Genomic DNA, 23,104 nt, shown 5'->3' on the forward strand with positions numbered 1-23,104 from the left:
GCCGAAAGTACTTGGGGGGAGGCCCCCTGGGAGGATAGGAAGCCGCTGATTAAGCGAAGAAGCACTAGCAAATGCTAGTGCTTCTTTTATTTTTCATATAATAAAAGAATGACGGATGTCGAAGACGACCGGATTGCCCGTATCAGAACCATGGGTCAGCTTTTACGACGGATGCTGCAAGCGACTAGACAGAAGTAATCTTACCCATGTAGCATCCCTTTAGAGGGAAGCCGAAGGCGACAAGTCTGAATCATTCTGACCAATCTGGTTTTTCCTGACGGGAGGCTACAGGCGACTAGATATAACCAATCTTGTTCATGCAGCATCTCGAAACGACGGATGTTGAAGACGACCAGACTGCCGCTGTCAGAACTATGTGGCAGCCCTTAATCAGGAATACGCAGGCAACTAGTCCCAATTATTCTTACCTATGAGGCTTCTTTAGAGATGGAAGCCTCAGGCGACCGGACTGCCGCTATCAGATCCTATAGCTTCTAAAAACTCCCCGCACTCCTTTGGACTCTCTACGGAAAATTCTTTCTTAAACATAAAAACTGCCATCAGCCTAGCATCTGATGGCAGTACGTCTTTCTTAATAAAGTTGTTCTCTCTCCTTAAGGCCGCTTTCGTGTCGCTGTTTCACTGTCACTGCCAATTTCTTCATTGCCAGCCTTCAACGGGAAGATGACTGAAACTGTCGTGCCTACATTTACCTTACTTTCCAGGGTGATTTCAGCTTTATTGGCTTTCGCGATGTACTGAGCAATGGACAGTCCCAGTCCCGACCCTCCGGTGTCCTTCGTCCGCGATGAATCGACGCGATAAAATCGTTCAAATACGCGATTTAAATCCTTTTCCGGAATGCCGATGCCCGTATCGATGATGCGATAAGTTACTTGTTTATCATCAGCTGTACAGGACAAGGTAATTTGCTTGCCTGAAGGCGTATACTTTATGGCATTATCGATAAAGATACGGAGCATTTGCTTGACGCTCCCCGGTTCGGCAATGATGACGGCCTCATCATTACCGGTAAGACGGATGTCATGTTCCTTGTCGATGAGGGAGACTTCGCTGTAAACCTCTTGCAGCAGGTGGGCCGTATTGATTTCTGAAAAGTGTTTGATAAGGGTTCCGCTGTTGGAACGGGCAAAGAAGAGCAGTCGTTCCGTGAGCTGCTTCATGTAATCCGTTTCTGATTTTATGGCCGTAAGGCCTTCGTTGAGGACTGCCGGATCATTTTTTCCCCAGCGGTCGAGCAGATCGGCATACCCGGCGATGACTGTAATCGGAGTCCGAAGCTCATGGGAGGCATCGCTGATAAATTGCTGCTGCTTCTTGTAACCGTATTCGATACGGTCTAAGGCCTGGTTGATGGTGACGGCTAAATCGTGGAGCTCATTTTTATTGTCTGACAGGGCAATTCGATTGTCGAGTCGATTGACTTCGATGGTTTTTACCGTATCATTGATCACTTTTAAAGGCGCCAGTGATTTTTTCATGAGATACGTGCCGGTGACGATGGTCAGAACCAGACTGATAAGGATCGAGGCCAACAGTTGCTTGGATAATAAGGAGATGAAGTCTGTTTCCTTATCCGGCCGCTGTGAAAAGCGGAGGTAATAATTCATGCCCTCCTTGTTTGTCCAAAGGCGGTAATAGGAGAATTCGGAAGCTTCGTTGCCCTGGACCTGCGTCGGAAGGGGATTTTCCTCAGGCGTACTGATCGCATCGTCGATATAGCGGTCGCTGAGTTTTCGGACGACGTGGGTCGGGCCATTGTCGATGATGAGGTGGCCGGCGCCGTCATAAATCTGCAGATTCATCTGTGGCGGTATGTTGGCTTGGACGAAGATGGTAGTATCGACTTTGCCGTACGTATCTAAATAATGAACGGCGGCGGCTGCATTATCCATCAGTTGATCGCGCAAGGCGTTGTTCATGATATAATGAATGCTGGTAAGTGTAGCGACGGATACTGTCAGCAGGATGAAGAACACGATTGCCGAATAGAGGAGGACCATCTTGGCAAAAATTGGCAGCGGTGCAATGAGAACCTGCCGTATAAGCCAGCGATTAATCTTCTGCCACATAGCCGACTCCCCGAACCGTGCGGATATAGTTGCGGTAGTCAGGACCCAGTTTGCCGCGAAGATAACGGATATAGACGTCGACGATGTTGGTATCGCCGGCAAAATCATATCCCCACACCTCTTCAAGAATACGTGACCGTGTCAAGACGATATTTTTATTGATGATCAGATAGACGAGGAGCTGAAATTCTGTCTTTGAAAATCTGATTTTTCGGGGACCGATGACAGCTTCATGGCGGTCGACGAATACGGTCATTTCACGAAGATGGAGATATTTTTCCTGCTTTTCAAGCTGACGGCGTTCTCGGAGGAGGGCACGGATACGGGCAAAGAGCTCTTTGCTGTTAAACGGCTTGGTCAGGTAGTCGTTGGCTCCGCTGTCCAAGCTGTAGACCTTGGTTTCGATATCATCCCTTGCAGACAACATCATGATCGGAACGTTCGACAACTCTCTCGTCCGTTTACAGATGCTCAGCCCGTCGATGTCGGGGAGCATGATATCGAGGAGTATGAGATCGAAGCGTTCCTGGCAGATGCGATCTAAGGCGGCAGCGCCGTTGTATTCAATCCCGCAGTCGTAGCCTTCGTGTTCCAGTTCCATCTGTATGAACCGAGCGATTGGTTTTTCGTCTTCAACGATTAAAATGCTTGTGTTTCCAGGCATATAAAAACCTCCGATCAAAAGTAGTTTTACACCCCGTTTACTTATATACTTTCTATTATAACGTATATCCTCTCGCTTTTGTACCATCACCTTATGTCTTTTTTGTATCGCTCACCTGGACATTATCACAAAAAAGTCACAACGATTTAATCTCTTTTTAATGTTTAGGCATTTACTTTTTCCGAGAACCTGTTATGATAGTAAGTGTAGAAGAGATCATCTACGAGACGTTGGAGATTTAAGTTTGTTCATTACACCCCTCGAACACCCCTATCTTATTTCTTCAACTGCTGAGATATTGTCTTCCCCCGATGATATCTTGCAATAAGAAAAAGCCGGCCCCCCTCGCCGGCTTTTTTCTATAGATGCAATGATGATGGAGGACTATGATTTTGAATAAATTTTGAGAAAAATATTTTGTGTTATGTCAAAAACCTAGGAAATACCTATATCTTCACCCTTTCGGTATTCATTGACAAGTTTTGGTATTCGTGCAATAATGAAACAGACGACGGGGGTTACCCCCGAACATTGATGTTGGGAGGTGAAAAATATGCATGTTATTTCCGATGAATGCGTAAAATGCGGCGCTTGCGCTAGCACCTGTCCTACGGGCGCTATCGAAGAAGGCGAAACGAAATACGTTGTAACTGATTCCTGCATCGATTGCGGCGCTTGTGAATCCGCTTGTCCTACCGGCGCAATTTCTGCTGAATAATTGCCAGGGCAATTCAATAAGAAAAGAGACATGTATTGGCATGTCTCTTTTTTTATTGAATTTTATCGGCGTCGTATGATAGAATAAAGTGATTGTAAGTTACATAGTAGGAGGAATTTACCTTGTATGTGTTAGGCATTGCCTTGGCCGTAGCCGTTGTCGACCAGCTCACGAAGTTTGTTGTACAGCAGGAAATGGTGCTTCATGAATCCATTCCGGTTATTCCGGGATTTTTTCATATTACCTATATTTTGAATAAAGGCGCTGCTTTTGGTATTTTAGAACATCAACAGTGGCTTTTTTTAATTATCGCCCTTATTTTATTCCTTTTATACGGTGTTTTTCGAAAAAAAATGCCGACAACGCCTCTGGTCAGCGGGGGAGCCGGCTTGCTTTTGGGAGGCGCTTTGGGTAATGCCATTGACCGGACCTTTGTCGGTGCGGTGACGGATTTCTTTGATTTTAGAATCTGGCCGGTGTTTAATGTCGCCGATATCGGCATCGTCGTCGGCGTCGCATTGCTATTGTGGTATAGTTGGACCCATCTTTCGGATAAATGAGGTTGAAGATATGGAAAATAAGGTATTGGTTGTTACAGAAGAAGAAAAGGGGAAACGCCTTGACGTCTATTTGACGGCGGCCTTGGACGTTTCACGAAGTTATGCTCAGCAGCTCATTCAGGGATCGGATGTTGTTGTAAATGATAAGCCGGCAAAGGCTAATTATCGGGTGAATACGGACGATGTCGTTCAGGTCCGGTTAGAGGTGCAGGAAGAGTATAATGTTGAGCCGGAAAATATCCCTCTCGATGTCGTCTATGAAGATAAGGACATCATCGTCGTCAATAAGGCACGAGGCATGGTCGTTCATCCGGCAGCCGGAAATTTTGACGGGACGTTGGTCAATGCGCTGCTCTATCATTGTCAGGGAGAGCTGTCGGGGATCAACGGCGTTATCCGGCCGGGTATCGTTCACCGCTTGGATAAGGATACGTCCGGCGTCATGGTCGCCGCGAAGACCGATGAGGCACATAAATGCCTGGCAGAACAGATCAAGGCCCATTCGGCTCATCGAACCTACTGGGCCCTGGTACACGGCAATATCTCGGAAGAAAAGGGCGTCATCGATGCGCCTATCGGAAGACATCCGAAAGATCGGATTCGAATGGCCGTAACCTTTAAAGGCGGCCGCGATGCCGTTACTCATTTCCGGGTCCTTAAGCGGTATGGTGAGTATACTTGGGTTGAATGTAAACTGGAGACGGGCCGGACGCATCAAATTCGTGTCCACATGGCCTATATTCATCATCCCGTCGTAAACGACCCCTTATACGGCTATAAGAAAGATGATTTTCCCATTGACGGTCAGGCACTCCATTCCCATTCACTTGACTTGGTCCATCCCATTACCAAGCAGTTGATGCACTTTGAAGCGCCGGCACCGGCAGATTTTCTCGACTGCCTGAAGCGGGCGGAACAGAAGGAGTGACAGTTGATGAGTCGTACGTGGAAAGAAAAGACACTGCTCATGGACGAAAAAGCGATGGGGCGGGCTATTCGCCGCATTGCCCATGAAATTATTGAACATAATAAGGGGCTTGACCGAACGATATTGGTCGGCATCCATACCCGCGGCGTTCCCTTAGCGAAGCGGCTGGGGCAGGAGCTGGAAGCCATAGAAGGGCGAAAAGTTCCGGTCTATGACTTGGACATTTCGGCTTACCGCGATGATGACCGCAAGAATCCCATTGCTATTACGGACGCCGGCAAGTTCGATGCTGACGGCAAGACCGTCGTCCTCGTCGATGACGTCTTGTTTACCGGCCGAACGGTCCGGTCGGCACTGAATGCGATTATGGAATTGGGGCGTCCGCAGTTCATTGAACTGGCCGTACTCGTCGACAGAGGCCATCGGGAACTGCCGATTCGGGCCGATTACGTCGGTAAAAATGTACCGACGTCGCGGAAAGAAGACGTTGCCGTCCAGCTGAAAGAAACGGACCGGCAGGATCGCGTTATCCTGAGGGAAGTGACAGTGCAATAACCCGACTGCTGCTTTGTGCGGCAGTCTTTTTCATTGATTTCACTTTTGTTTATTGCTATACTTAAAGAAAAACATACGTTTTGCTATAGATTCAGGAAGAAGGGGTTGTGATGAAAAAGATTTTAAATGATGCCAATAACGTTGAAGATGAAATGATTCGGGGCCTGGTCGAGTCGGCCCCGAAAATGCTTCGTAAGAATCCAGCTGTGATAGGAAGTTGTAATTAGCCACGATGAAACGATTTTTTAAACGACTGTTCCTCAGTCTTATGTGTCTGGCCGTCATTGCTGTCGGTGCCGGGCTGTATATCGGCAACATGGCCTATGAAGAGTTTTATGACGCCCCCTGGGATCAGATTTTGGGGATTGAAAATCACAGCCGTGACGTATCGACGATTCGTCAGTGGGAACGGGACCGGGACTGGGAACCGGTCCGGGTTAACGCCACGGATGGAAAGATTCTGCGAGGGACCTATATTGAAAACCGCCGCGATTCCCACAAAACGGTTATCCTCCTCCACGGTTTGTACCAAAATAGAACGATGTGTCTTCCTTACATGGACGAATACCGCCGCTTGGGCTATAACATCCTGCTCATCGACTTGCGGGGACACGGCGAAAGTGAAGGCGACCATACGGAATGGGGGATAAGTGAAGTCGATGACTTACTGATGTGGTGTCAGTGGCTGCAAAACCGCGACCCGCAGATGACCATCGGCCTTCACGGTATTTCTCTCGGCGCGTCGATGGCTTTATTGTATGCCGGCAGTGAGTACGGTAAGGATTTGTCCTTTGTCGTCGCTGACAGTGCCTATGGCAACATCATTTCTCTCGGTCGGGAAAAATTATGGCAGGCCGTCGGTGACAAGCGGGCCATTTGGGGTTATGACCTCTTAGATCCCTTCTTCCAAGCAGCCATGTTCTACCATACTCATAAAATGGTGTCATCCTTGGAACCGGCTCAGGCTGTAAAGCGGATGAAAGTTCCGGTGCTTTTCCTTCACGGCAGTGACGACGCCTTAGTTCCGGTCAAGACGGCGGAAAGTTTGTATGATAATTGTACAAGCCCTAAAAAAGAAATCCATATTTTTGAAGGGTCGGCCCATGCCGTCGGCATTGAGACGAACCGAAACGAATACATGCGAGTCTTGGGCCAATTCTTAGAAGAAGATGCTGGTTCAGTATAAAAAAAGTCTAGTCCTATGCATTTCCGATACTTGACTATTCTTTCATACCCGACTATTATTAGTATAGTACATTTCCGCCATCTACTAGATATTGTAGATGGCGGTTGCACGTCTACATACATTGTTGAGGAGGAAATGGAATGAACGAACAAGAATGGCTCGGCAGTGACAATCAGCTGGGACTCGATATTTGGAAGAATAAATATTGTAACGACGGCGAAACTTTCGACCACTGGATTGAACGCATCAGCGGCGGCGACAGCGAAGTTGCTGATTTAATCAAAGAAAAGAAGTTTCTCTTTGGCGGTCGAATCTTGGCAAACCGCGGATTGGAATGTGAAGGGAAGAAGATCACCCTGTCCAACTGCTACGTTATGACTCCGCCGGAAGACAGTATCGAAAGCATCTTCGACCGGGCCGGGAAATTGGCTCGTACCTATAGTTACGGCGGCGGATGCGGCATCGATATTTCTCAGCTCAGTCCAAAGGGGGCCCGCATCAACAATGCGGCTAAAGAAACGAGCGGCTCCATTTCCTTTATGACCCTCTACTCCTTAGTCACCGAACTGATTGGTCAGAACGGCCGCCGCGGCGCCTTGATGATTTCCATCGACTGTGCCCACCCGGACGTGCTCGAGTTTATTAAACTCAAGACTGACCTCGATAAAGTTACTAAGGCCAATATTTCTATTCGCCTGAGCGATGAATTTATGGAAGCCGTCAAGGAACATAAACAGTTCCGTCTGCACTTTACCCGGAAAGAAACGGGGCAGGTCATCGAAAGCCTGGTCAATGCAGCTGACGTATTCCGCCTCGTTGCCGAAACGAACTGGGATTACGCTGAACCGGGCGCTCTCTTTTGGGATCGGATCAAATCGTGGAACCTCTTGGCCAACACGCCGGAATTTTCCTTTGCAGGGGTCAATCCCTGTGCGGAAGAACCTTTGCCGGCCGGTGGTTCGTGTCTCCTCGGCAGTGTCAATTTGGCAAACTTCGTCAAGTCTCCCTTTACGCCGAATGCCTCCTTTGACTTCGACGAATTCAAGCGCTGCGTCGTCATTGCCGTCCGGGCTTTAAACGATGTCCTCGAAGAAGGCCTGCCCCTCCATCCCTTGGAAGAACAGCGGGAAAGCGTTACGGCTTGGCGCCAAATCGGCTTGGGCATCATGGGCCTGGGCGATATGCTCATCCAGATGGGACTGACCTATGGCAGTAAAGATGCTGTTGATTTCTGTCACGATATCGGCTTTGCCATGGCTGACACGGCCATTGCCGCTTCGGCTGATTTGGCTCGCGAACGCGGTGCCTTTGCCAAATGCCATATCGATGAAATCATGAGCACCCCTTATTTTAAAGCCAATACGACAGATGCGACGGCTGAAAAGGTAAAGGAATACGGCCTTCGCAATTCCCAGCTGCTCACCATCGCTCCGACGGGGACCTTGTCGACCATGCTCGGCATTTCCGGCGGCATTGAACCGATTTATGCTAACTTCTACGAAAGAAAGACCGAATCCCTCCACGGGACGGACGTCTACTATAAAGTTTATACGCCTATCGTCGAACGGTATATGAAGGCTCGTAAACTGAAGGATGACGGTGAACTGCCGGATTACTTCGTTACGGCCCTGACCCTCGATTACCGCGAACGCGTCGCCATGCAGGCAGCTTGGCAGCGTCACATCGATGCGTCCATCAGTTCGACAGTCAATGTACCCAACAGCTTTACTGTCGAAGATACGGAAAACCTCTACCTCCTGGCCTATGAAAACGGCTGCAAAGGCCTGACCTTATTCCGTGACGGCTGCAAACGTGCCGGTATCCTGACGACTCATGAAGAAGAAAAACCGGTACCGACGGCCGGCGAAGGTCTTGAACGAGGCGAAATCGTCAGTATCGACGACAACGTCATCGGCAAGAAGCGCAAGCTCATTACGGGCTGCGGCAGCCTGCACTGCATGGCCTTCTTTGATCCCCAGACCGGGGCTCTGCTTGAAACGTATTTGAGTAAAGGATCTACCGGCGGCTGCAATAACTTCATGATCGGCCTGTCACGTATGATTTCTATCAGCGCCCGTGCCGGCATCGATATTTATACTATCGTCGATCAGCTCAATTCGACGGGGAACTGCCCGTCCTATTCAGTCCGCCGGGTAACGCGAGGCGATACCAGCCGCGGGTCGTGCTGCCCCATGGCCGTCGGCAATGCCCTCCTCGACATGTTCGATGAAGTGCAGCAGGAACTGCAGCAGACGGAATCCGTTGCCAGCGGCCATACGCCGCCGGTCAAAAAAGCACCGGTCCGTCCGAGAGCCGAAAAGAAAGTTACGGCGGAAAGCATCCTTTGCCCCCAGTGCGGCGAGCCTCTGACCTTTGAAGGCGGCTGCAATACCTGCAAGAACTGCGGCTGGAGTAAATGCAGTTAAGTTAAGGTAAGCGGGACGGCTCAGCGTTCTTTTCTATCCCGTGGGTAGATGATTTCTTTGTCTGTCTATTTTATGTTATAATAGATGCGGATTATTACTGAAAATTTTCGTATTTATTACGTAAAATTTACAGACAGAGGAGCGTCGATTATGCAGATGTTTTTGTATTTACAGCAACACAGGAAATGTCTTTATCAAGGTATTTCCTGTGTTTTTCTTTTTGTTTTCTTTGGTCTGCTGATTCAAATGTTAACATTGCCAGTATCTTCTTTTGTATTTAAGTCACGGTTACTTTTTGGTGGGATCACGGCGGCATTGAGTATGACCCTTTGGAACTACACAAAAGGATACATTATTGCCTTCATCTTTTATACAGGAATTTTTCTATCTTCGGCATTCGTACCGATGCTTGTCGGACAGCATGTTGAGAGAGCTGAAATTATAGCTGCTTATTTGTTAGGGTCTATGGTCTTTCTTTTTTTGACCGATTTACTATATCTCAGTCGGCATATAGCCTTGAAGGTGATGCGACGTCTTAGCAATGGAATACTTTATTTTTGTTTAGCATTAGCGTTGTTGATGCCCCTTGTCATTTGGGGATACTATGCCGTCAGCGGTCGTGTATTGTCCGCGACGATTGTATTGACGTTATTTCAAACGAACGGCAGCGAATCTCTGGCGTATTTAAAAAGTCAAAACTTGGTCAGCTGGGTGGGGACCCTGGTAATTCTTGTTTTTGTTCTCGGTGGGACGACATATTTTTTACATCGCTTAGCCGTTCCTATCCTTTCTTTTCCCAAGAAGACGGCTGTTTTATTGTCACTTTTTATCTTGGGAGTCAGCAGCCATACCGTTGTCAAAGGGACGGATTATTTACCGGTTCGCATTGCCAGGGAGACAACGGATTCTCTACAGCAGTATAAAGCGTACGGCAAGGCAAAAGCGCAGCGAGAATCCCGGCTGCAACAATTAAAGGGGCTGCATATTGAATCGGCGGGTGGTGTATTTGTTCTGGTTATCGGTGAGTCTGAAACGCGGGATCATATGCAGGCATATGGCTATAATCGTGATACGACGCCATGGCTGATGGAAGAATCTCAGAAACCGGGAGCTATCCTTTTCCGGAATGCCTATTCCAATCACACGCATACAGTTCCCGTTCTGACTTATGCCCTGAGTGAAAAGAATCAATATAATGATATTTCGTTGGAAAAATCCTATTCACTAATAGAAATCGCTAAAGCGGCAGGGTATGATACGTATTGGATCAGTAATCAGCGGAAATATGGTGCCTGGGATACGCCTGTTGCTGAAATGGCCAGTACGGCAACTCATCAGATCTGGATGAATGAACGGGCCGGGACCCATGATTTACGGTCCGACCGCTACGATGAAGATTTGGTAGAGGCGATCCCTGACAGCCGTGATGTGAAGAATGCCTTAATCGTTATTCATCTCATGGGGAATCATGGTTCATATGCTGATCGCTATCCTGCAGCATGGAAACATTACAGCGGCAGATCAACATCGATTGATGCCTATGATGATGCGGTCCGATACAATGATTATGTTTTACAGACACTTTATGACAAGCTGAAGGATAATCCGAACTTCAAAGGCTTTGTCTATTTTTCGGACCATGGGGAAGATGTAGAGAAAAACTATGGTCATGAAGCCAGCAAATTCACTGCGACGATGAGCCATATTCCGTTGTTCATGATCCTAAGTCCGTCTTTTCAGACAGAACGGCCGCGAACGGTGCAGAGTTTACAAAACCATCGTGAAAGCTATTGGACCAATGACTTGATTTATAACCTTATGACCGACCTCATGGGAATTGAAGGTGTCCCGGGCAGTGATCCTGATTGGGACTTGGCATCGCCTGAATACAGCATGAGTAAAGGTAATCTCAGGACTTTGCATAACAAAAACCGCTTGCCTGAATGAGGATGCAGTCTGTAAAGGCCGTAAATGTTTTTTTACTAAAGCCAGTATTGACAGACTGAGACATTATGTTTATAATATACATAATTTTACAGAAAGCGATGAAAGAGAAGCAAATTACGAGTCTTTTCAGAGAGCTGCCGGTCGGTGCGAGGCAGCAGGGCTGTAAGGCGTTCCGCTCCGGAGCTGCAAATGATGAATTTGACGGGTACGCCCGATACAGCGGTACAAGTTGGCCGAAAGGCAAGTTGGGTGGCAACGCGGGAATACAACTCTCGTCCCTTTGATGGGACGGGAGTTTTTTTTATAGCAGAAGACTTTCCCTGCGGTCTTCGCTGCATAAGAGGGGGAGAAACATGAAAAGAGTGTACAATTTCAATGCCGGTCCATCGGCAATGCCTTTGGAAGTACTGAAAGAAGTACAAGCCGAATTTCTCGATTTCAATGGAACCGGTATGAGCATCGTTGAAATCAGTCATCGCAGTGCCGCCTATCAAGCTATGCAGGACGATACGGTGACTATGTTGAAAAAGCTCTTGGCCGTTCCTGACGATTATCACATCGTCTTTATCCAGGGCGGCGGCAGTATGCAGTTTACCATGCATGCGGCAAACTTCCTGAAACAGCGCGGCGGTTATTTGAATACCGGCGTCTGGTCCAATAAGGCCATGGAAGCGGCGTCCTTTTTCGGCGAAACTTATGAAGTCGCCTCGAGTAAAGCCGATGGTTTTTCTTATATTCCAAAAGCTGACAGCTTTGCCGTAAAAGAAGGTACGGATTACGTCTATATGACTTCCAACAACACGATTCACGGGACGCAGTGGAAGGATTTTCCTTCCTTCGACGTTCCCTTGTTCTGTGACATGTCCAGCGACTTCCTCAGCCGGCCCGTCGATATCAAGCAGTTTGACTTCATCTATGCCGGCGTCCAGAAAAATGTCGGTCCTGCCGGCGTCGTCGCAGCGATCATTAAAGATGATCTCTTGAAAAAGGTTTGCCGCGACCTGCCGGTCATGATGCAGTATAAGACCTATGTCGATCACGATTCGACGTATAATACGCCGCCGGTATTCAATATTTACTTCGTCAATAAAGTCGCTCACTGGCTTGATTGTAACGGCGGTCTCTCCGCTATGGCTAAGCGCAATCAAGAAAAAGCAGCCATCGTTTATGACGTCATCGATGAAAGCAACGGTTTTTACCGCGGCCATGCCGCAAAAGATTCGCGCAGTTTGATGAACGTCACCTTCAACCTGCCGACACCGGAATTGGAAGCTCAGTTCGTTTCGGCCGCTGCCGAACGAGATATCATCGGTATCAAAGGCCATCGTTCCATCGGCGGCTGCCGGGCCTCGCTGTATAATGCCGTTACCGAAGAAGGATGTCAGGCTTTGGCGGATTTCATGAAAGATTTCCATAAAAAGCATTAATATTGTATATAAGGAATAGGATCTATAGGGGGATACGAAAATGAAAATTTTAGTCAGCGATGACGTATCGATGAAGGGCGTAGAGCTCCTTCGTGAAAACGGCTACGAAGTCGACGTTAAGAAAAATCTCGATGAAGACGGTCTCATCGCCTGCATTGGCGAATACGACGGCCTCATTACCCGCTCGATGACCCACGTTACGGAAAAGGTCATTGCCGCCGCGACAAAATTGAAAGTCGTCGGCCGTGCCGGTGTCGGTGTCGACAGCATCGACTTGAAGAGCGCTACGGCTCGCGGCATCGTCGTCGTCAATACGCCGACGTCGAATACCTTGGCGGCGACGGAACACACCTGTGCTATGATCATGGCTATTACCCGCCACATTCCGCAGGCCCATAATTCACTCATGGCCGGCAACTGGGACCGCAAGACCTTTACGGGCATTCAGCTCCAGAATAAGACCCTCGGCATCATCGGTGTCGGCCGTATCGGCTCGCGGATTGCGAAACGGATGCAGGCCATGGAAATGAAGACCATCGGCTATGACCCGTATATTCCGGAAGAACGGTTTAAACAGCTCGGCGTCGAACCCGTCGACTTGGATACCCTCCTCGAACGGTCGGACTACATTACGATGCACACGCCGCTGACCAAGGAAACGACAGGCCTTATCGGTAAGGATGAAATTGCCAAGATGAAAGACGGCGTGCGGGTCATCAACGTCTCGCGCGGTGCCGTCCTCGACATCGATGCCCTGGCCGATGCCTTAAAGAGCGGCCACGTAGCCGGTGCTGCCATCGACGTATTTCCGACGGAACCGCTTACGAAGGATATCAATCCCTTCGTTGGCATGGACAATGTCGTCATCACGCCGCACCTCGGCGCTTCGACGGTTGAAGCTCAGATCGGTGTTTCCGTCGACGTTGCTGAAGGAGTCATGGAAGCTCTGAAGGGCGAACCGGTTGCTACGGCTGTCAATATGGCTCCCGTTCCGCCTCATGTCTACAACGTCATCCATCCTTATTTCGACCTCATGGAACGGATGGGGAACTTAGGCGTATATTTGGCCGATGCCCCCATGAAGGAAATCGAAGTCGAATATACGGGCGAACTGGCCGATACGGAAACGCGCCTTTTGACGACGGCTGTCCTCAAGGGGGCTCTCAATCCCATCCTGCAGGAATCGGTCAATTACGTCAACGCTTCTGAAGTAGCTAAGACGCGCCACATTGCCGTCAAGGAAATCAACAGCCAGTCCAATAACTACTTCGTCAATTCGGTCACCGTCCGCGTTCGGACCAATAAGGGTGAACACGCCATCGTCGGCGTCCTGTTCAACGGCACGGAAGCCAAGATCGTCCAGATCGATGAATACCGTGTCGACTTTAAGCCCGAAGGCTATTTGCTCCTCGTACCCCACGTCGACCAGCCGAACATGATCGGTCAGATTTCGACCATCCTCGGCCAGGCTCATATCAACATCATGGGCATGCAGGTCGGCCGCATGACGACGACGGGCAACAACATCATGGCCATTGCCGTCCAGGATGATATTCCCAATGACATCATGGTTAAGCTCCGCTCGATCAACGGCATTCTCGACATCAAACTCATTCACTGTGACACACACTAAAAGGGGAAGATTATGGTACGCATCATACTTATTCGCCACGGCGAAACACAATGGAACATTGAAGGCCGCTACCAGGGGCAAGAAGATACCCATCTCAGCGAACGGGGTCTTCTCCAGGGGCGCATGGTTGCTGACGGGTTAAAGAATACACCCATCGATGTCGCCATCTCGAGTCCCCTCGAACGCTCCTATATGACCTGCTCTTTCTGTGCGTCTCTTCACGGACTTACGGTCTTAAAAGACGACCGCCTGCTGGAAATCAATCACGGCGATTGGGAAGGGCAGCTGGCCGATGAAATCAAAGCCCGGTATCCTGAAGAATTTCAGCGCTGGCATACGGCGCCCCATACGGTTACGATGCCGGGCAAGGGCGGCGAATCCTTGGAAGACGTCCGCAGCCGCGTCCGGGCCGCCTTTGATGATTACGTACAGCAGTATGAAGGCAAGACAGTCTTAGTAGCAGCTCACGATGCGGTCAACAAGGCCATCATCTGTGACGTGTTGGGCCTCGATTTAAGTCATTTTTGGCAGATCAAGCAGGACAACACCTGCATCAACGTCCTCGAATGGCAGGATGGTATTTGGCGCTTAGTTCTGCTCAATTCGACCAATCATATGGGGTACTTATTCAGCGGTATTGAACAAAAAGGGTTATAAGGCTATCGGAGTGGGGTAGTCAAGCATATATTTACGGAGGAAGGAAGCAGTTATCATGTTAGATACGAAATTTATCCGCGACCACGTGGAAGAAGTAAAGGAAAATATTAAGAATCGCCACGCCCATGCCGACGTCGATGCCTTCGTCGCCTTAGACGATAAACGGCGTGAAATCCTTCAAAAAGTAGAAGCCATGAAGAATGAACGCAATACGGTTACCAAGGAAATCAGCCAGCTCAAGCGCAACAAGGAAAATGCCGATGCTCAGATTGCAGCCATGAAAAAACTCGGTGACGACATCGACGTCCTCGATAAGGAAGTCAAGGCTGTAGAAGCAGATATGCACGCCATCCAGCTCATGATCCCCAATATGTGCCATCCGTCGGTACCGGTCGGCAACGACGACAGCGACAATCCGGAAGTCCGCAAATGGGGCGAACCGAAACAGTTCGACTTTGAACCCTTGAATCATTGGGATGTCGGCGAACGCTTGGGCCTTCTCGATTCCGAACGGGCCGCAAAAGTTACGGGCGCTCGTTTCTATTACTATGTCGGTGCCGGCGCCCGCCTCGAACGAGCCGTGTACAACTTCATGCTCGACCAACACACGGAAAAGGACGGCTACACGGAAGTCATTCCGCCGTACATCGTCAACCGCGACTCCATGACCGGTACGGGTCAGCTGCCGAAATTTGCTGAAGACATGTACAAGCTCAACGTCGAAGGCGAAGAAATGTATATGATCCCGACGGCCGAAGTACCGCTTACCAACTACTACCGCGGTGAAATCATCGACGGCGATAAACTGCCGATTTACTTCACGTCCCTGACGCCGTGCTTCCGCGCGGAAGCAGGTTCTGCCGGCCGCGATACGCGAGGTCTTATTCGCCAGCATCAGTTCCACAAGGTCGAAATGGTAAAATATTCGGCTCCGGAAACGAGCTACGATGAACTCGATAAATTGACTCAGAATGCCGAAGATATCCTGAAAGCGTTGGGCCTCCCTTATCACGTCGTCTGCCTCTGCACCGGCGACATCGGTTTCTCTGCAGCCAAGACCTTCGACGTCGAAGTCTGGTTCCCGGCTCAAGGGAAATACCGCGAAATTTCTTCGTGCTCCAATACAGAAGATTTCCAGGCACGGCGGGCTAATATCCGCTTCCGCCGGTCGCCGAAGTCGAAACCGGAATTCGTCCATACCCTGAACGGTTCGGGCCTGGCTGTAGGCCGTACGGTTGCAGCTATTCTCGAAAACTACCAGCAGGCTGACGGTTCGGTCATCGTACCGGAAGCCCTTCGTCCCTATATGCACTGCGACGTCATTACGAAAGAAAAATAAGAGTCTCGTCCACGAGATGCTGTTAAAAAACTCCTGCCTAAAAGCAGGAGTTTTTTGCTTTGCCTAGAAATAATACTATATATGTGTTTTCGTTATTTTTAGACAAGGAGGTTCATTATGAATCGCGTATTGACCTTGGAGTTTGTCCGCGTTACGGAAGCGGCGGCTGTGAAAGCCGGACGCCTCATGGGTAAAGGCGATAAGATCGGTGCCGATCAATTGGCCGTCGACGGCATGCACTCGATCTTGGCGACCGTTCCTATCGACGGCACCGTCGTCATTGGCGAAGGGGAAATGGATGAGGCCCCTATGTTATATATCGGTGAAAAAGTCGGTGCCGGCGGCGCCGAAGTCGACATTGCCGTCGATCCCTTGGAAGGGACGAATCTGACGGCGAAAGGGCAGGACGGGTCGATCTCCGTCATGGCCATTGCCGGGAAAGGTGATTTGCTCCACGCGCCGGACATGTACATGGAAAAGCTCTGTGTCGGGCCGCGGGCGAAAGGGCGCATCGACTTGACGAAGTCCGTGACGGAAAATCTGCGCCGTATTGCTGAAGGCTTAGAACGAGGCATCGATGACACGACTGTCGTCATCCTCGACCGGCCGCGCCATAAAGACCTCATCGACGAATGCCGCAGTGCCGGCGCCCGCATCAAACTCATTACCGACGGTGACGTCTCGCCGGCTGTCGATGCCGGTATCGAAGGCTCCGGCGTCCACGTCGTCATGGGTATCGGCGGCGCTCCGGAAGGCGTCCTAGCAGCTGCGGCTTTAAAGTGCCTCGGCGGCGACATGCAGGCCCGCCTCATTCCTTATACTGATGAAGAACGGCAGCGCTGCCTGGATATGGGCATCAAAGATGTCAACAAGGTCCTGACCCTCGATGATTTGGTCAAGGGCGATGACTGCATTTTCTCGGCAACGGCCATTACCGATACGCCCATGATGCGCGGCGTTCAGTACTTTGGCGGCGGTGCCCGTACTATGTCGGTCGTCATGCGTTACCGCAGCGGAACGATACGTTTTATCGATACCTTCCACCGCTTCAACAAAGAGGCTAAATGGAGTATTCACCTATAACTTTTCTTTTATAAGGTATTCCTAAAAAAGGGCTTGTTGCCTAGGCGACAAGCCTTTTTTTTTCTGTCCTTTTATGGTAGAATGATTTGATAGTAATTATATGCTCAATAAAATGGCATCTTCAGGCGCTGCGTCTTCAGGGCCATTTAGATAAAACTACTCGAATACTATTAGGAGGCACCAGAATTGGAGAAACTTGTTATTCATGGTGGAAAGCCCTTACAGGGCACTGTTCGCGTCAGTGGGGCTAAAAATGCCGTACTGCCCATTATCGTCGCATCTATGTTGGGAACGACGAAAAGCACATTAACCGAAATTCCGAAGCTCGCCGACGTTCATACCGTCTGCGACGTCATCGAATCCCTCGGCGTCCATATAGAACATCCTGAAAGAGACACCCTTATCATTGATGCCCATGAGTTGACATCGACGACGGCACCCTATGATTTGGTCCGCCGCATGCGTGCGTCCTTCTTAGTTATGGGACCGCTCTTGGCCCGCAAAGGCCGGGCACAGATTTCCTTGCCCGGCGGCTGCTCCATCGGAGCCCGTCCGATCGACCTGCACCTCAAGGCCTTTGAAGCCATGGGCGCCGTCATCAATCTTGAAAACGGCGACATCGAAGCCGTGGCTCCTAACGGCTTACAGGGCGCTCAGATCTACCTCGATTTCCCCAGTGTCGGCGCGACGGAAAACATCATCATGGCCGCTTCTATGGCCAATGGCAAGACGGTCCTCGAAAATGCCGCTGAAGAGCCGGAAATCGTCGACTTGGCTACCTACCTGAACAGCATGGGGGCTAATATTCGCGGCGCCGGTACCAACGTCATCCGCATCGAAGGCGTCAAAGAACTTCACGGTGCCAGCCACGCCGTCATTCCCGACCGCATCGAAGCCGGTACCTTCATGATCGGGGCCGCCATGACCAAGGGGAACATCTTCGTTGAAAATGCCATTTCAGAACATTTGAAGCCTCTTATTTCTAAATTAAAAGAAGTCGGTGCCGAAGTAGAGGAAGAAATCGACGGCATCCGCGTCATCGGCCATGAGCCCCTGCGGCCGGCCGATATAAAGACCTTGCCGTATCCCGGCTTCCCGACAGATATGCAGGCTCAGTTCATGGCCTTGACGACCCTCTGCCAAGGGACGAGCGTCGTCACTGAAACGGTCTTTGAAAACCGCTTCATGCATGTCGATGAATTTAAACGGATGGGTGCTAAAATCCGGATTGAAGGACGAAGCGCCATCGTAGAAGGCATAGAACAGCTCAAAGGCGCCTCGGTCAATGCCACCGACCTGCGTGCCGGAGCGGCCCTGGTCCTGGCGGGCTTGGTCGCTGAAGGAGAAACGGAAGTCGGTTATCTCTATCACATCGACCGTGGTTACGATAATTTTGTATTGAAATTACAAAGGCTAGGTGCAGATATTGTTCGCGTCAATATTGAGGAAGAAGAAAACTAAAAAAAAGGTACAGCCCAGGCATTCCCGCTCGTTCTTTTTATCGAACTGGTTCGGCAGCGACATTGCTATCGACCTGGGAACTGCCAATATCATCGTATTCGTTAAAAACAAGGGCATCGTCGTCAACGAGCCGGCGGTCATCGCCGTCGATACGATGGAAAACAAGGTCGTTGCCATCGGCCGCGAAGCCCAGGCCATGATAGGGCGGACACCTCGCAACATCCACGCCTACCATCCGCTTCGCAGCGGCGTCATCGCCGACTACGATGCTACCGAATATATGCTGCGGTACTTCATTCGCCGGGCCATCGGCAAATCCCTGTTCTTTAAGCCCCGCGTCGTCATCTGCGTTCCGTCGAGCGTTACCAATGTCGAACGGAGGGCTGTCATCGAAGCGGCCATGCAGGCCGGGGCCAGAAAGACGACGGTCATGGAAGAACCCCTGGCAGCTGCCATCGGTGCCGGTCTCGACATCGCGACGTCAAACGGGTCGATGGTCGTCGATATGGGCGGCGGTACGACCGACGTTGCCGTACTCAGTCTGAGCGGCATCGTCATCAGTGAGTCCCTGCGTATCGGTAGCAACACCTTTGATGAAGCCATTATCCGATATTTGGAAAAGATAAAGCACGTCACCATCGGCCAGCATACGGCAGAAGAGCTGAAAATCCTCATCGGCACCGCCATGAGCGACGGCCGCCGTATGACAGCTGACGTCCGCGGCCGCAGTACCGAAACGGGACTTCCCGTATCGATCGATATCGACTCGCAGGAAATCCGCCTGGCCATCGACGAACCGATTCAGACCGTCCTCAAGACGATCGTTTCCATCTTGGAAAAAACGCCGCCTGAACTGGCTGCGGACATTGCCGATCACGGCATCGTCCTCACCGGAGGCGGACTGCTTCTCGATAGTTTTGACCGTCTCATTTCCCGAACGACGGGCATGGCAGCGTATCTCTGCGAAGATCCGCTGCTCTGTGTAGCCCATGGCGCCGGCAAGGCCGTGCGGGAAATGGACCGCTTAAAAGATAGTTTTGATGATTTATAACTGTTTCGCTCTTTCAGTGAAATAGGAAATGGAGGGAGCCGTCATGAAAAAACTTTACAGACTCGCCGTATTAGCCGGACTCGCCGGCCTGCTGTCGATGCCGGCAGCTGCGGCCGATGTATCCTATATAACGGTATTGAGCGGCAGCGTCGTCAGTGTAGCCCCTGTCGGTGCAGCCGTTAAAGAAGGAGATGTTCTCCTTACGGTAAATTCGTTAGCCGGTCCGATGCCGGCGGCCCGTTCCGATAAAGAAGGGGTTGTCAAATCAGTCCTCGTCCAACCGGGCTCACAGGTACAGCAGGGCGCCGTTGTCGTCGTGGTGGAAACGAAATGATGAAACACGCCATGACTAAGAAAGTTTCTGCTTTACGGCGTATGGTGGGCCGGGTCTGTCTGACTGCGGCCTTTTCCTGTCTGTTGGCGGTTTCTGTCCAGGCTCAGGAATTCATGAACGTCAGCGACGTTCAGATCGGCATGACCGGCTATGCCAAGACCGTCGTTCAAGGTACGGAAATCCAGACCTTCCCCGTTGAAATCTTAGGGGTCATGAAGAACAGCGGACCGGCCGGTGATTTGATACTGGCTAAGTTTTCCGGCCCGCTCATCGAACAGACCGGCGGTATCGCCCAAGGGATGAGCGGAAGCCCGGTCTATATCGACGGCAAACTCCTCGGTGCCGTCGCTTACGGCTGGTCCTTTACCAATTCCCGCATCGGCATGATTACGCCTATTAACGACATGCTGAAGCTGTGGAACGTGCCGACGAAGGAAGAAATACGGCCCTTCAACGCCCGTGAATCGTCGCTGGTTCCCATTGCGACGCCGCTGATGATGTCAGGATTTGACACCATCTCGGCGGACTGGATGAAGAGCAAGCTTCCCGATTATAATTTCATGCCTGTCGATACGGCATCGGCCAGCACCGACGAAGTTGCCCTGCCTTTAGAACCGGGCAGCAGCGTTGCCGCTGCCTTCGTCAACGGCGATATGAAGATGGGCGCTATCGGTACGGTCACCTACGTCGACAACGACCACATCGTCGCTTTCGGACATCCTTTTTTGAAAAAGGGCAGTATCAATTATTTCATGCATAATGCCTATATTTTTACGGTTGTCAACAACCTGTCCAGCTCTTTCAAATTAGGTTCTATCGGTGCGGAAGTCGGCAAGATCACCCAGGATAGAGGGGCCGGCATCAGCGGCCAGTACAACTATCTGGCACCGGGTATTCCCGTTACGATTAATGTCCGCGATACCGATACGGATACGGCCATGACCAAGCGCGTCAAAATCATTGAAGACAATGAATTGACGCCGGTATTGGCGGCGACGACGGTTTACAATACGGTCAATAAGACTATCGACCGAACCGGCGGCGGTACGGCAACCTTGTCCTATACGATTCGCTCATCCAATGGCCGTGATAAGGACATTACCCGCCACAACATGTATTATTCCGAAGAAAACATCAATGAAAAGAGCATCGATGAACTCTACAACGTCCTCGATATTTTGAAGCACAACGAGTTCATCGACTATCCGGTCCTCGATATTACCATGAACGTCGATATTACCCAGGCCCGCAAGTCGGCCACCATCGTCGATGCAACGGCAGCGCCGGTCGTCGTCAGCCCCGGAGACAATGTTTACTTCAAAGTTAAGCTCCATCCCTACCGCGGCGTCGATGAAGTGAAGACCATGAGCTTTACCGTCCCCAAAGACCAGCCTTTAGGCGATATGGTTTTGGAAGTTCGCGGCGGCGGCGTCATCCCCTTGCCCTATTTGATTGAAAAGCAGCGCTACAACTTGACCGATGAAATCATTCGGCGTTTGCGCCGCTACAAGGATTTTGATGCCTTGAAAAAGGAAATTGACAAGGAAGATTCCAATAACGATTTGGTCATCGAAATCCTCGACCAGGGCGTCAGCATGATCAACGAAAGCGGGACCAAGGTGAGCAAGGAGAAAATCCGCGGTAAAGAACCGGGTACCAGTGCCAAAGATGTCATTAAGCCGAGCAAGCACAATGTGGGCGACGACAATCAAAGTGATGCCAAGTCGTCCATCGCTACGCCGTACATCGTCAAAGGCGACGGCCAGATTACGATTAAAGTCGTGTCGCCGGAAAAACGCGATGCCTATCTCGCCAAGAATCACAACATCAATGAAGCCAAGGCCATTATCGGCGATGAAAGCGAAGGTTCGTCTCAAGAAGAAGACCTGGAAAAATCCGATAAGGCCGACAGCAGCAAAGATACGGATAAAAAGAACGACAAGGGCCAGGATAAGGAAGACGGGAAGGATACGGCTTCGGTTATCCGGACGGTCGACCTCGATATGTTCCACTGAGCATAAAACATGTTCTTTTACCGGGAGAATCGTCCTTTTACCAATGCCTGAAAAGGGCTGTCTTCGGACAGCCCTTTTTACTTGCCATTTTTCGCATAAAATGCTATTATTTTACCTATGGAAACTCAAATTTAAATTTTAGTTTCCGGCCTGGATTTTCTCACAATTTAGGCACAATTAAATATTGGTGTTTTACATCCATTTTTAATAATGGTATAGTAAAAGTAGTCTAACACTTAGGGAAAGGGCGGTATTTCATGCAGAAGCTTTTAGAAGGCATTGGTAAGTTTTCAATCCATGTCTTTGAACAAGTCGGTGTCATCGCCATCCTTTTTGCCCAGACGATGCGCCAGCTTCCAAAGAATCAGCGCCGGCTGATGTTCAGTCAGATGGCCCATCTCGGCGTCAATTCACTGCCTATCGTCAGCATGACCCTGCTCTTTGCCGGCATGGTCATGACCCTGCAGATTGTCGATATTCTCTTGCGCTACGGGGCGCAGTCGACTTTGGGCGGCGTTATGTCCGTCGCCATGGGCCGTGAATTAGGCCCTATTTTGACGGGCGTCGTCATGGCCGGCCGCGTCGGCGCTGCTATGACGGCAGAAATAGGGACGATGAAGGTTACCGAGCAGATCGACGCTTTGCGCTGCATGGCCGTCAATCCCATTGCTTACCTCGTCGTTCCGCGGTTTATCGCCTGCGTCATCATGGTGCCTATCCTGGCCTTTTACGGCTACGTCATCGGTACGGCCGGCGGCTATGGTGTAGCTACTCTCGGCGCAGGACTGACGCATTTTACATATGTAAATTCCATCGAATTGTTTACGAAAATAAGTGATGTCGTCCTGGGTATGGTCAAGGCCATGTTTTTTGGCGGCATCATTGCCCTCGTTGCTTGTAATGAAGGCATGAATGCCAAAAGCGGTGCTGAAGGCGTCGGACAGGCGACGACGAAATCCGTCGTAACATCGATTATTTTTATCTTTATTTGCAATTATATCTTATCCGTTTTATTGTATTGAGGAGA

General features: G+C 50.2%; 19 protein-coding genes. 17 read left to right on the forward strand and 2 right to left on the reverse strand.

The genetic code is table 11. From position 1 onward, the window contains the following. Positions 1-614: 614 nt before the first annotated feature. Together QZQ46_RS05365 and QZQ46_RS05370 are read right to left on the reverse strand one after the other, a co-directional pair. Positions 615-2,093: a cell wall metabolism sensor histidine kinase WalK gene (locus QZQ46_RS05365; RefSeq protein ID WP_296827582.1), complete on the reverse strand. Its 1,479-nt coding sequence runs from the start codon at positions 2,091-2,093 to the stop codon at positions 615-617. Beyond that, positions 2,077-2,757, reverse strand: a complete 681-nt coding sequence (locus QZQ46_RS05370) for a response regulator transcription factor (protein ID WP_296827585.1) — start codon at positions 2,755-2,757, stop codon at positions 2,077-2,079. The genes QZQ46_RS05365 and QZQ46_RS05370 overlap by 17 nt, the downstream gene beginning before the upstream one ends. Before the next feature lie 553 nt (positions 2,758-3,310). Between QZQ46_RS05370 and QZQ46_RS05375 the strand changes: the two genes are divergently transcribed. The 17 genes from QZQ46_RS05375 (at position 3,311) to QZQ46_RS05455 (ending at position 23,099) form a co-directional block, all read left to right on the forward strand. Further along, positions 3,311-3,475, forward strand: a complete 165-nt coding sequence (locus QZQ46_RS05375; protein ID WP_014015850.1) for a DUF362 domain-containing protein — start codon at positions 3,311-3,313, stop codon at positions 3,473-3,475. Between the two features lie 122 nt (positions 3,476-3,597). Further along, positions 3,598-4,035: a signal peptidase II gene (gene lspA / locus QZQ46_RS05380; RefSeq protein WP_296827587.1), complete on the forward strand. Its 438-nt coding sequence runs from the start codon at positions 3,598-3,600 to the stop codon at positions 4,033-4,035. A gap of 10 nt (positions 4,036-4,045) precedes the next feature. Then, positions 4,046-4,963, forward strand: coding sequence for an RluA family pseudouridine synthase (locus QZQ46_RS05385; RefSeq protein ID WP_296827591.1), 918 nt, complete (start codon positions 4,046-4,048; stop codon positions 4,961-4,963). Positions 4,964-4,969: 6 nt separating this feature from the next. After that, on the forward strand, positions 4,970-5,518 hold the full coding sequence (gene pyrR, locus QZQ46_RS05390) for a bifunctional pyr operon transcriptional regulator/uracil phosphoribosyltransferase PyrR (RefSeq protein WP_296827594.1): 549 nt from the start codon (positions 4,970-4,972) through the stop codon (positions 5,516-5,518). Between the two features lie 232 nt (positions 5,519-5,750). Continuing rightward, positions 5,751-6,704 carry an alpha/beta hydrolase gene (locus QZQ46_RS05395; RefSeq protein ID WP_296827596.1) on the forward strand — a complete coding sequence of 318 codons (954 nt, stop codon included), beginning with the start codon at positions 5,751-5,753 and terminating at the stop codon, positions 6,702-6,704. A gap of 140 nt (positions 6,705-6,844) precedes the next feature. Further along, positions 6,845-9,130: an adenosylcobalamin-dependent ribonucleoside-diphosphate reductase gene (locus tag QZQ46_RS05400; protein WP_296827599.1), complete on the forward strand. Its 2,286-nt coding sequence runs from the start codon at positions 6,845-6,847 to the stop codon at positions 9,128-9,130. A gap of 150 nt (positions 9,131-9,280) precedes the next feature. Beyond that, the gene (locus QZQ46_RS05405) at positions 9,281-11,077 is read left to right on the forward strand and encodes a phosphoethanolamine transferase (RefSeq protein WP_296827601.1); all 1,797 of its coding nucleotides are present in this window, start codon (positions 9,281-9,283) and stop codon (positions 11,075-11,077) included. A 353-nt stretch (positions 11,078-11,430) separates the two neighbouring features. Beyond that, on the forward strand, positions 11,431-12,504 hold the full coding sequence (gene serC, locus QZQ46_RS05410; protein WP_296827604.1) for a 3-phosphoserine/phosphohydroxythreonine transaminase: 1,074 nt from the start codon (positions 11,431-11,433) through the stop codon (positions 12,502-12,504). 40 nt (positions 12,505-12,544) lie between these two features. Further along, positions 12,545-14,137, forward strand: a complete 1,593-nt coding sequence (gene serA / locus QZQ46_RS05415) for a phosphoglycerate dehydrogenase (protein ID WP_296827606.1) — start codon at positions 12,545-12,547, stop codon at positions 14,135-14,137. Between the two features lie 12 nt (positions 14,138-14,149). Further along, on the forward strand, positions 14,150-14,794 hold the full coding sequence (locus QZQ46_RS05420; protein WP_296827608.1) for a histidine phosphatase family protein: 645 nt from the start codon (positions 14,150-14,152) through the stop codon (positions 14,792-14,794). Positions 14,795-14,849: 55 nt separating this feature from the next. Then, entirely contained in the window at positions 14,850-16,133 is a 1,284-nt protein-coding gene (gene serS, locus QZQ46_RS05425) for a serine--tRNA ligase (protein ID WP_296827610.1), read from the forward strand. A gap of 117 nt (positions 16,134-16,250) precedes the next feature. Further along, positions 16,251-17,216, forward strand: a complete 966-nt coding sequence (gene glpX / locus QZQ46_RS05430) for a class II fructose-bisphosphatase (RefSeq protein ID WP_296827613.1) — start codon at positions 16,251-16,253, stop codon at positions 17,214-17,216. Positions 17,217-17,402: 186 nt separating this feature from the next. Beyond that, positions 17,403-18,677 carry a UDP-N-acetylglucosamine 1-carboxyvinyltransferase gene (gene murA / locus QZQ46_RS05435; RefSeq protein ID WP_292280161.1) on the forward strand — a complete coding sequence of 425 codons (1,275 nt, stop codon included), beginning with the start codon at positions 17,403-17,405 and terminating at the stop codon, positions 18,675-18,677. Further along, entirely contained in the window at positions 18,658-19,728 is a 1,071-nt protein-coding gene (locus tag QZQ46_RS05440; protein WP_296827615.1) for a rod shape-determining protein, read from the forward strand. The genes murA and QZQ46_RS05440 overlap by 20 nt, the downstream gene beginning before the upstream one ends. 43 nt (positions 19,729-19,771) lie before the next feature. Further along, complete coding sequence (locus tag QZQ46_RS05445; RefSeq protein WP_296827617.1) at positions 19,772-20,062, forward strand: hypothetical protein; 291 nt, start codon at positions 19,772-19,774, stop codon at positions 20,060-20,062. Further along, positions 20,062-22,077 carry a SpoIVB peptidase S55 domain-containing protein gene (locus QZQ46_RS05450; RefSeq protein WP_296827698.1) on the forward strand — a complete coding sequence of 672 codons (2,016 nt, stop codon included), beginning with the start codon at positions 20,062-20,064 and terminating at the stop codon, positions 22,075-22,077. The genes QZQ46_RS05445 and QZQ46_RS05450 overlap by 1 nt, the downstream gene beginning before the upstream one ends. Before the next feature lie 257 nt (positions 22,078-22,334). Beyond that, on the forward strand, positions 22,335-23,099 hold the full coding sequence (locus QZQ46_RS05455; protein ID WP_296827620.1) for an ABC transporter permease: 765 nt from the start codon (positions 22,335-22,337) through the stop codon (positions 23,097-23,099). The last annotated feature ends 5 nt before the right edge of the window (positions 23,100-23,104 follow it).

The sequence above is a fragment of the uncultured Megasphaera sp. genome (genome assembly GCF_900539295.1).
Lineage (GTDB): Bacteria > Bacillota > Negativicutes > Veillonellales > Megasphaeraceae > Megasphaera.

Excerpts from the sequence above, each read along its gene's own strand:
- QZQ46_RS05365 (WP_296827582.1), bottom strand. The coding sequence starts at position 2,093 with ATGTGGCAGAAGATTAATCGCTGGCTTATACGGCAGGTTCTCATTGCA.
- QZQ46_RS05370 (WP_296827585.1), bottom strand. The coding sequence starts at position 2,757 with ATGCCTGGAAACACAAGCATTTTAATCGTTGAAGACGAAAAACCAATC.
- QZQ46_RS05375 (WP_014015850.1), top strand. The coding sequence starts at position 3,311 with ATGCATGTTATTTCCGATGAATGCGTAAAATGCGGCGCTTGCGCTAGC.
- QZQ46_RS05385 (WP_296827591.1), top strand. The coding sequence starts at position 4,046 with ATGGAAAATAAGGTATTGGTTGTTACAGAAGAAGAAAAGGGGAAACGC.
- pyrR (WP_296827594.1), top strand. The coding sequence starts at position 4,970 with ATGAGTCGTACGTGGAAAGAAAAGACACTGCTCATGGACGAAAAAGCG.
- QZQ46_RS05395 (WP_296827596.1), top strand. The coding sequence starts at position 5,751 with ATGAAACGATTTTTTAAACGACTGTTCCTCAGTCTTATGTGTCTGGCC.
- QZQ46_RS05400 (WP_296827599.1), top strand. The coding sequence starts at position 6,845 with ATGAACGAACAAGAATGGCTCGGCAGTGACAATCAGCTGGGACTCGAT.
- QZQ46_RS05405 (WP_296827601.1), top strand. The coding sequence starts at position 9,281 with ATGCAGATGTTTTTGTATTTACAGCAACACAGGAAATGTCTTTATCAA.
- serC (WP_296827604.1), top strand. The coding sequence starts at position 11,431 with ATGAAAAGAGTGTACAATTTCAATGCCGGTCCATCGGCAATGCCTTTG.
- serA (WP_296827606.1), top strand. The coding sequence starts at position 12,545 with ATGAAAATTTTAGTCAGCGATGACGTATCGATGAAGGGCGTAGAGCTC.
- QZQ46_RS05420 (WP_296827608.1), top strand. The coding sequence starts at position 14,150 with ATGGTACGCATCATACTTATTCGCCACGGCGAAACACAATGGAACATT.
- serS (WP_296827610.1), top strand. The coding sequence starts at position 14,850 with ATGTTAGATACGAAATTTATCCGCGACCACGTGGAAGAAGTAAAGGAA.
- glpX (WP_296827613.1), top strand. The coding sequence starts at position 16,251 with ATGAATCGCGTATTGACCTTGGAGTTTGTCCGCGTTACGGAAGCGGCG.
- QZQ46_RS05445 (WP_296827617.1), top strand. The coding sequence starts at position 19,772 with ATGAAAAAACTTTACAGACTCGCCGTATTAGCCGGACTCGCCGGCCTG.
- QZQ46_RS05450 (WP_296827698.1), top strand. The coding sequence starts at position 20,062 with ATGAAACACGCCATGACTAAGAAAGTTTCTGCTTTACGGCGTATGGTG.
- QZQ46_RS05455 (WP_296827620.1), top strand. The coding sequence starts at position 22,335 with ATGCAGAAGCTTTTAGAAGGCATTGGTAAGTTTTCAATCCATGTCTTT.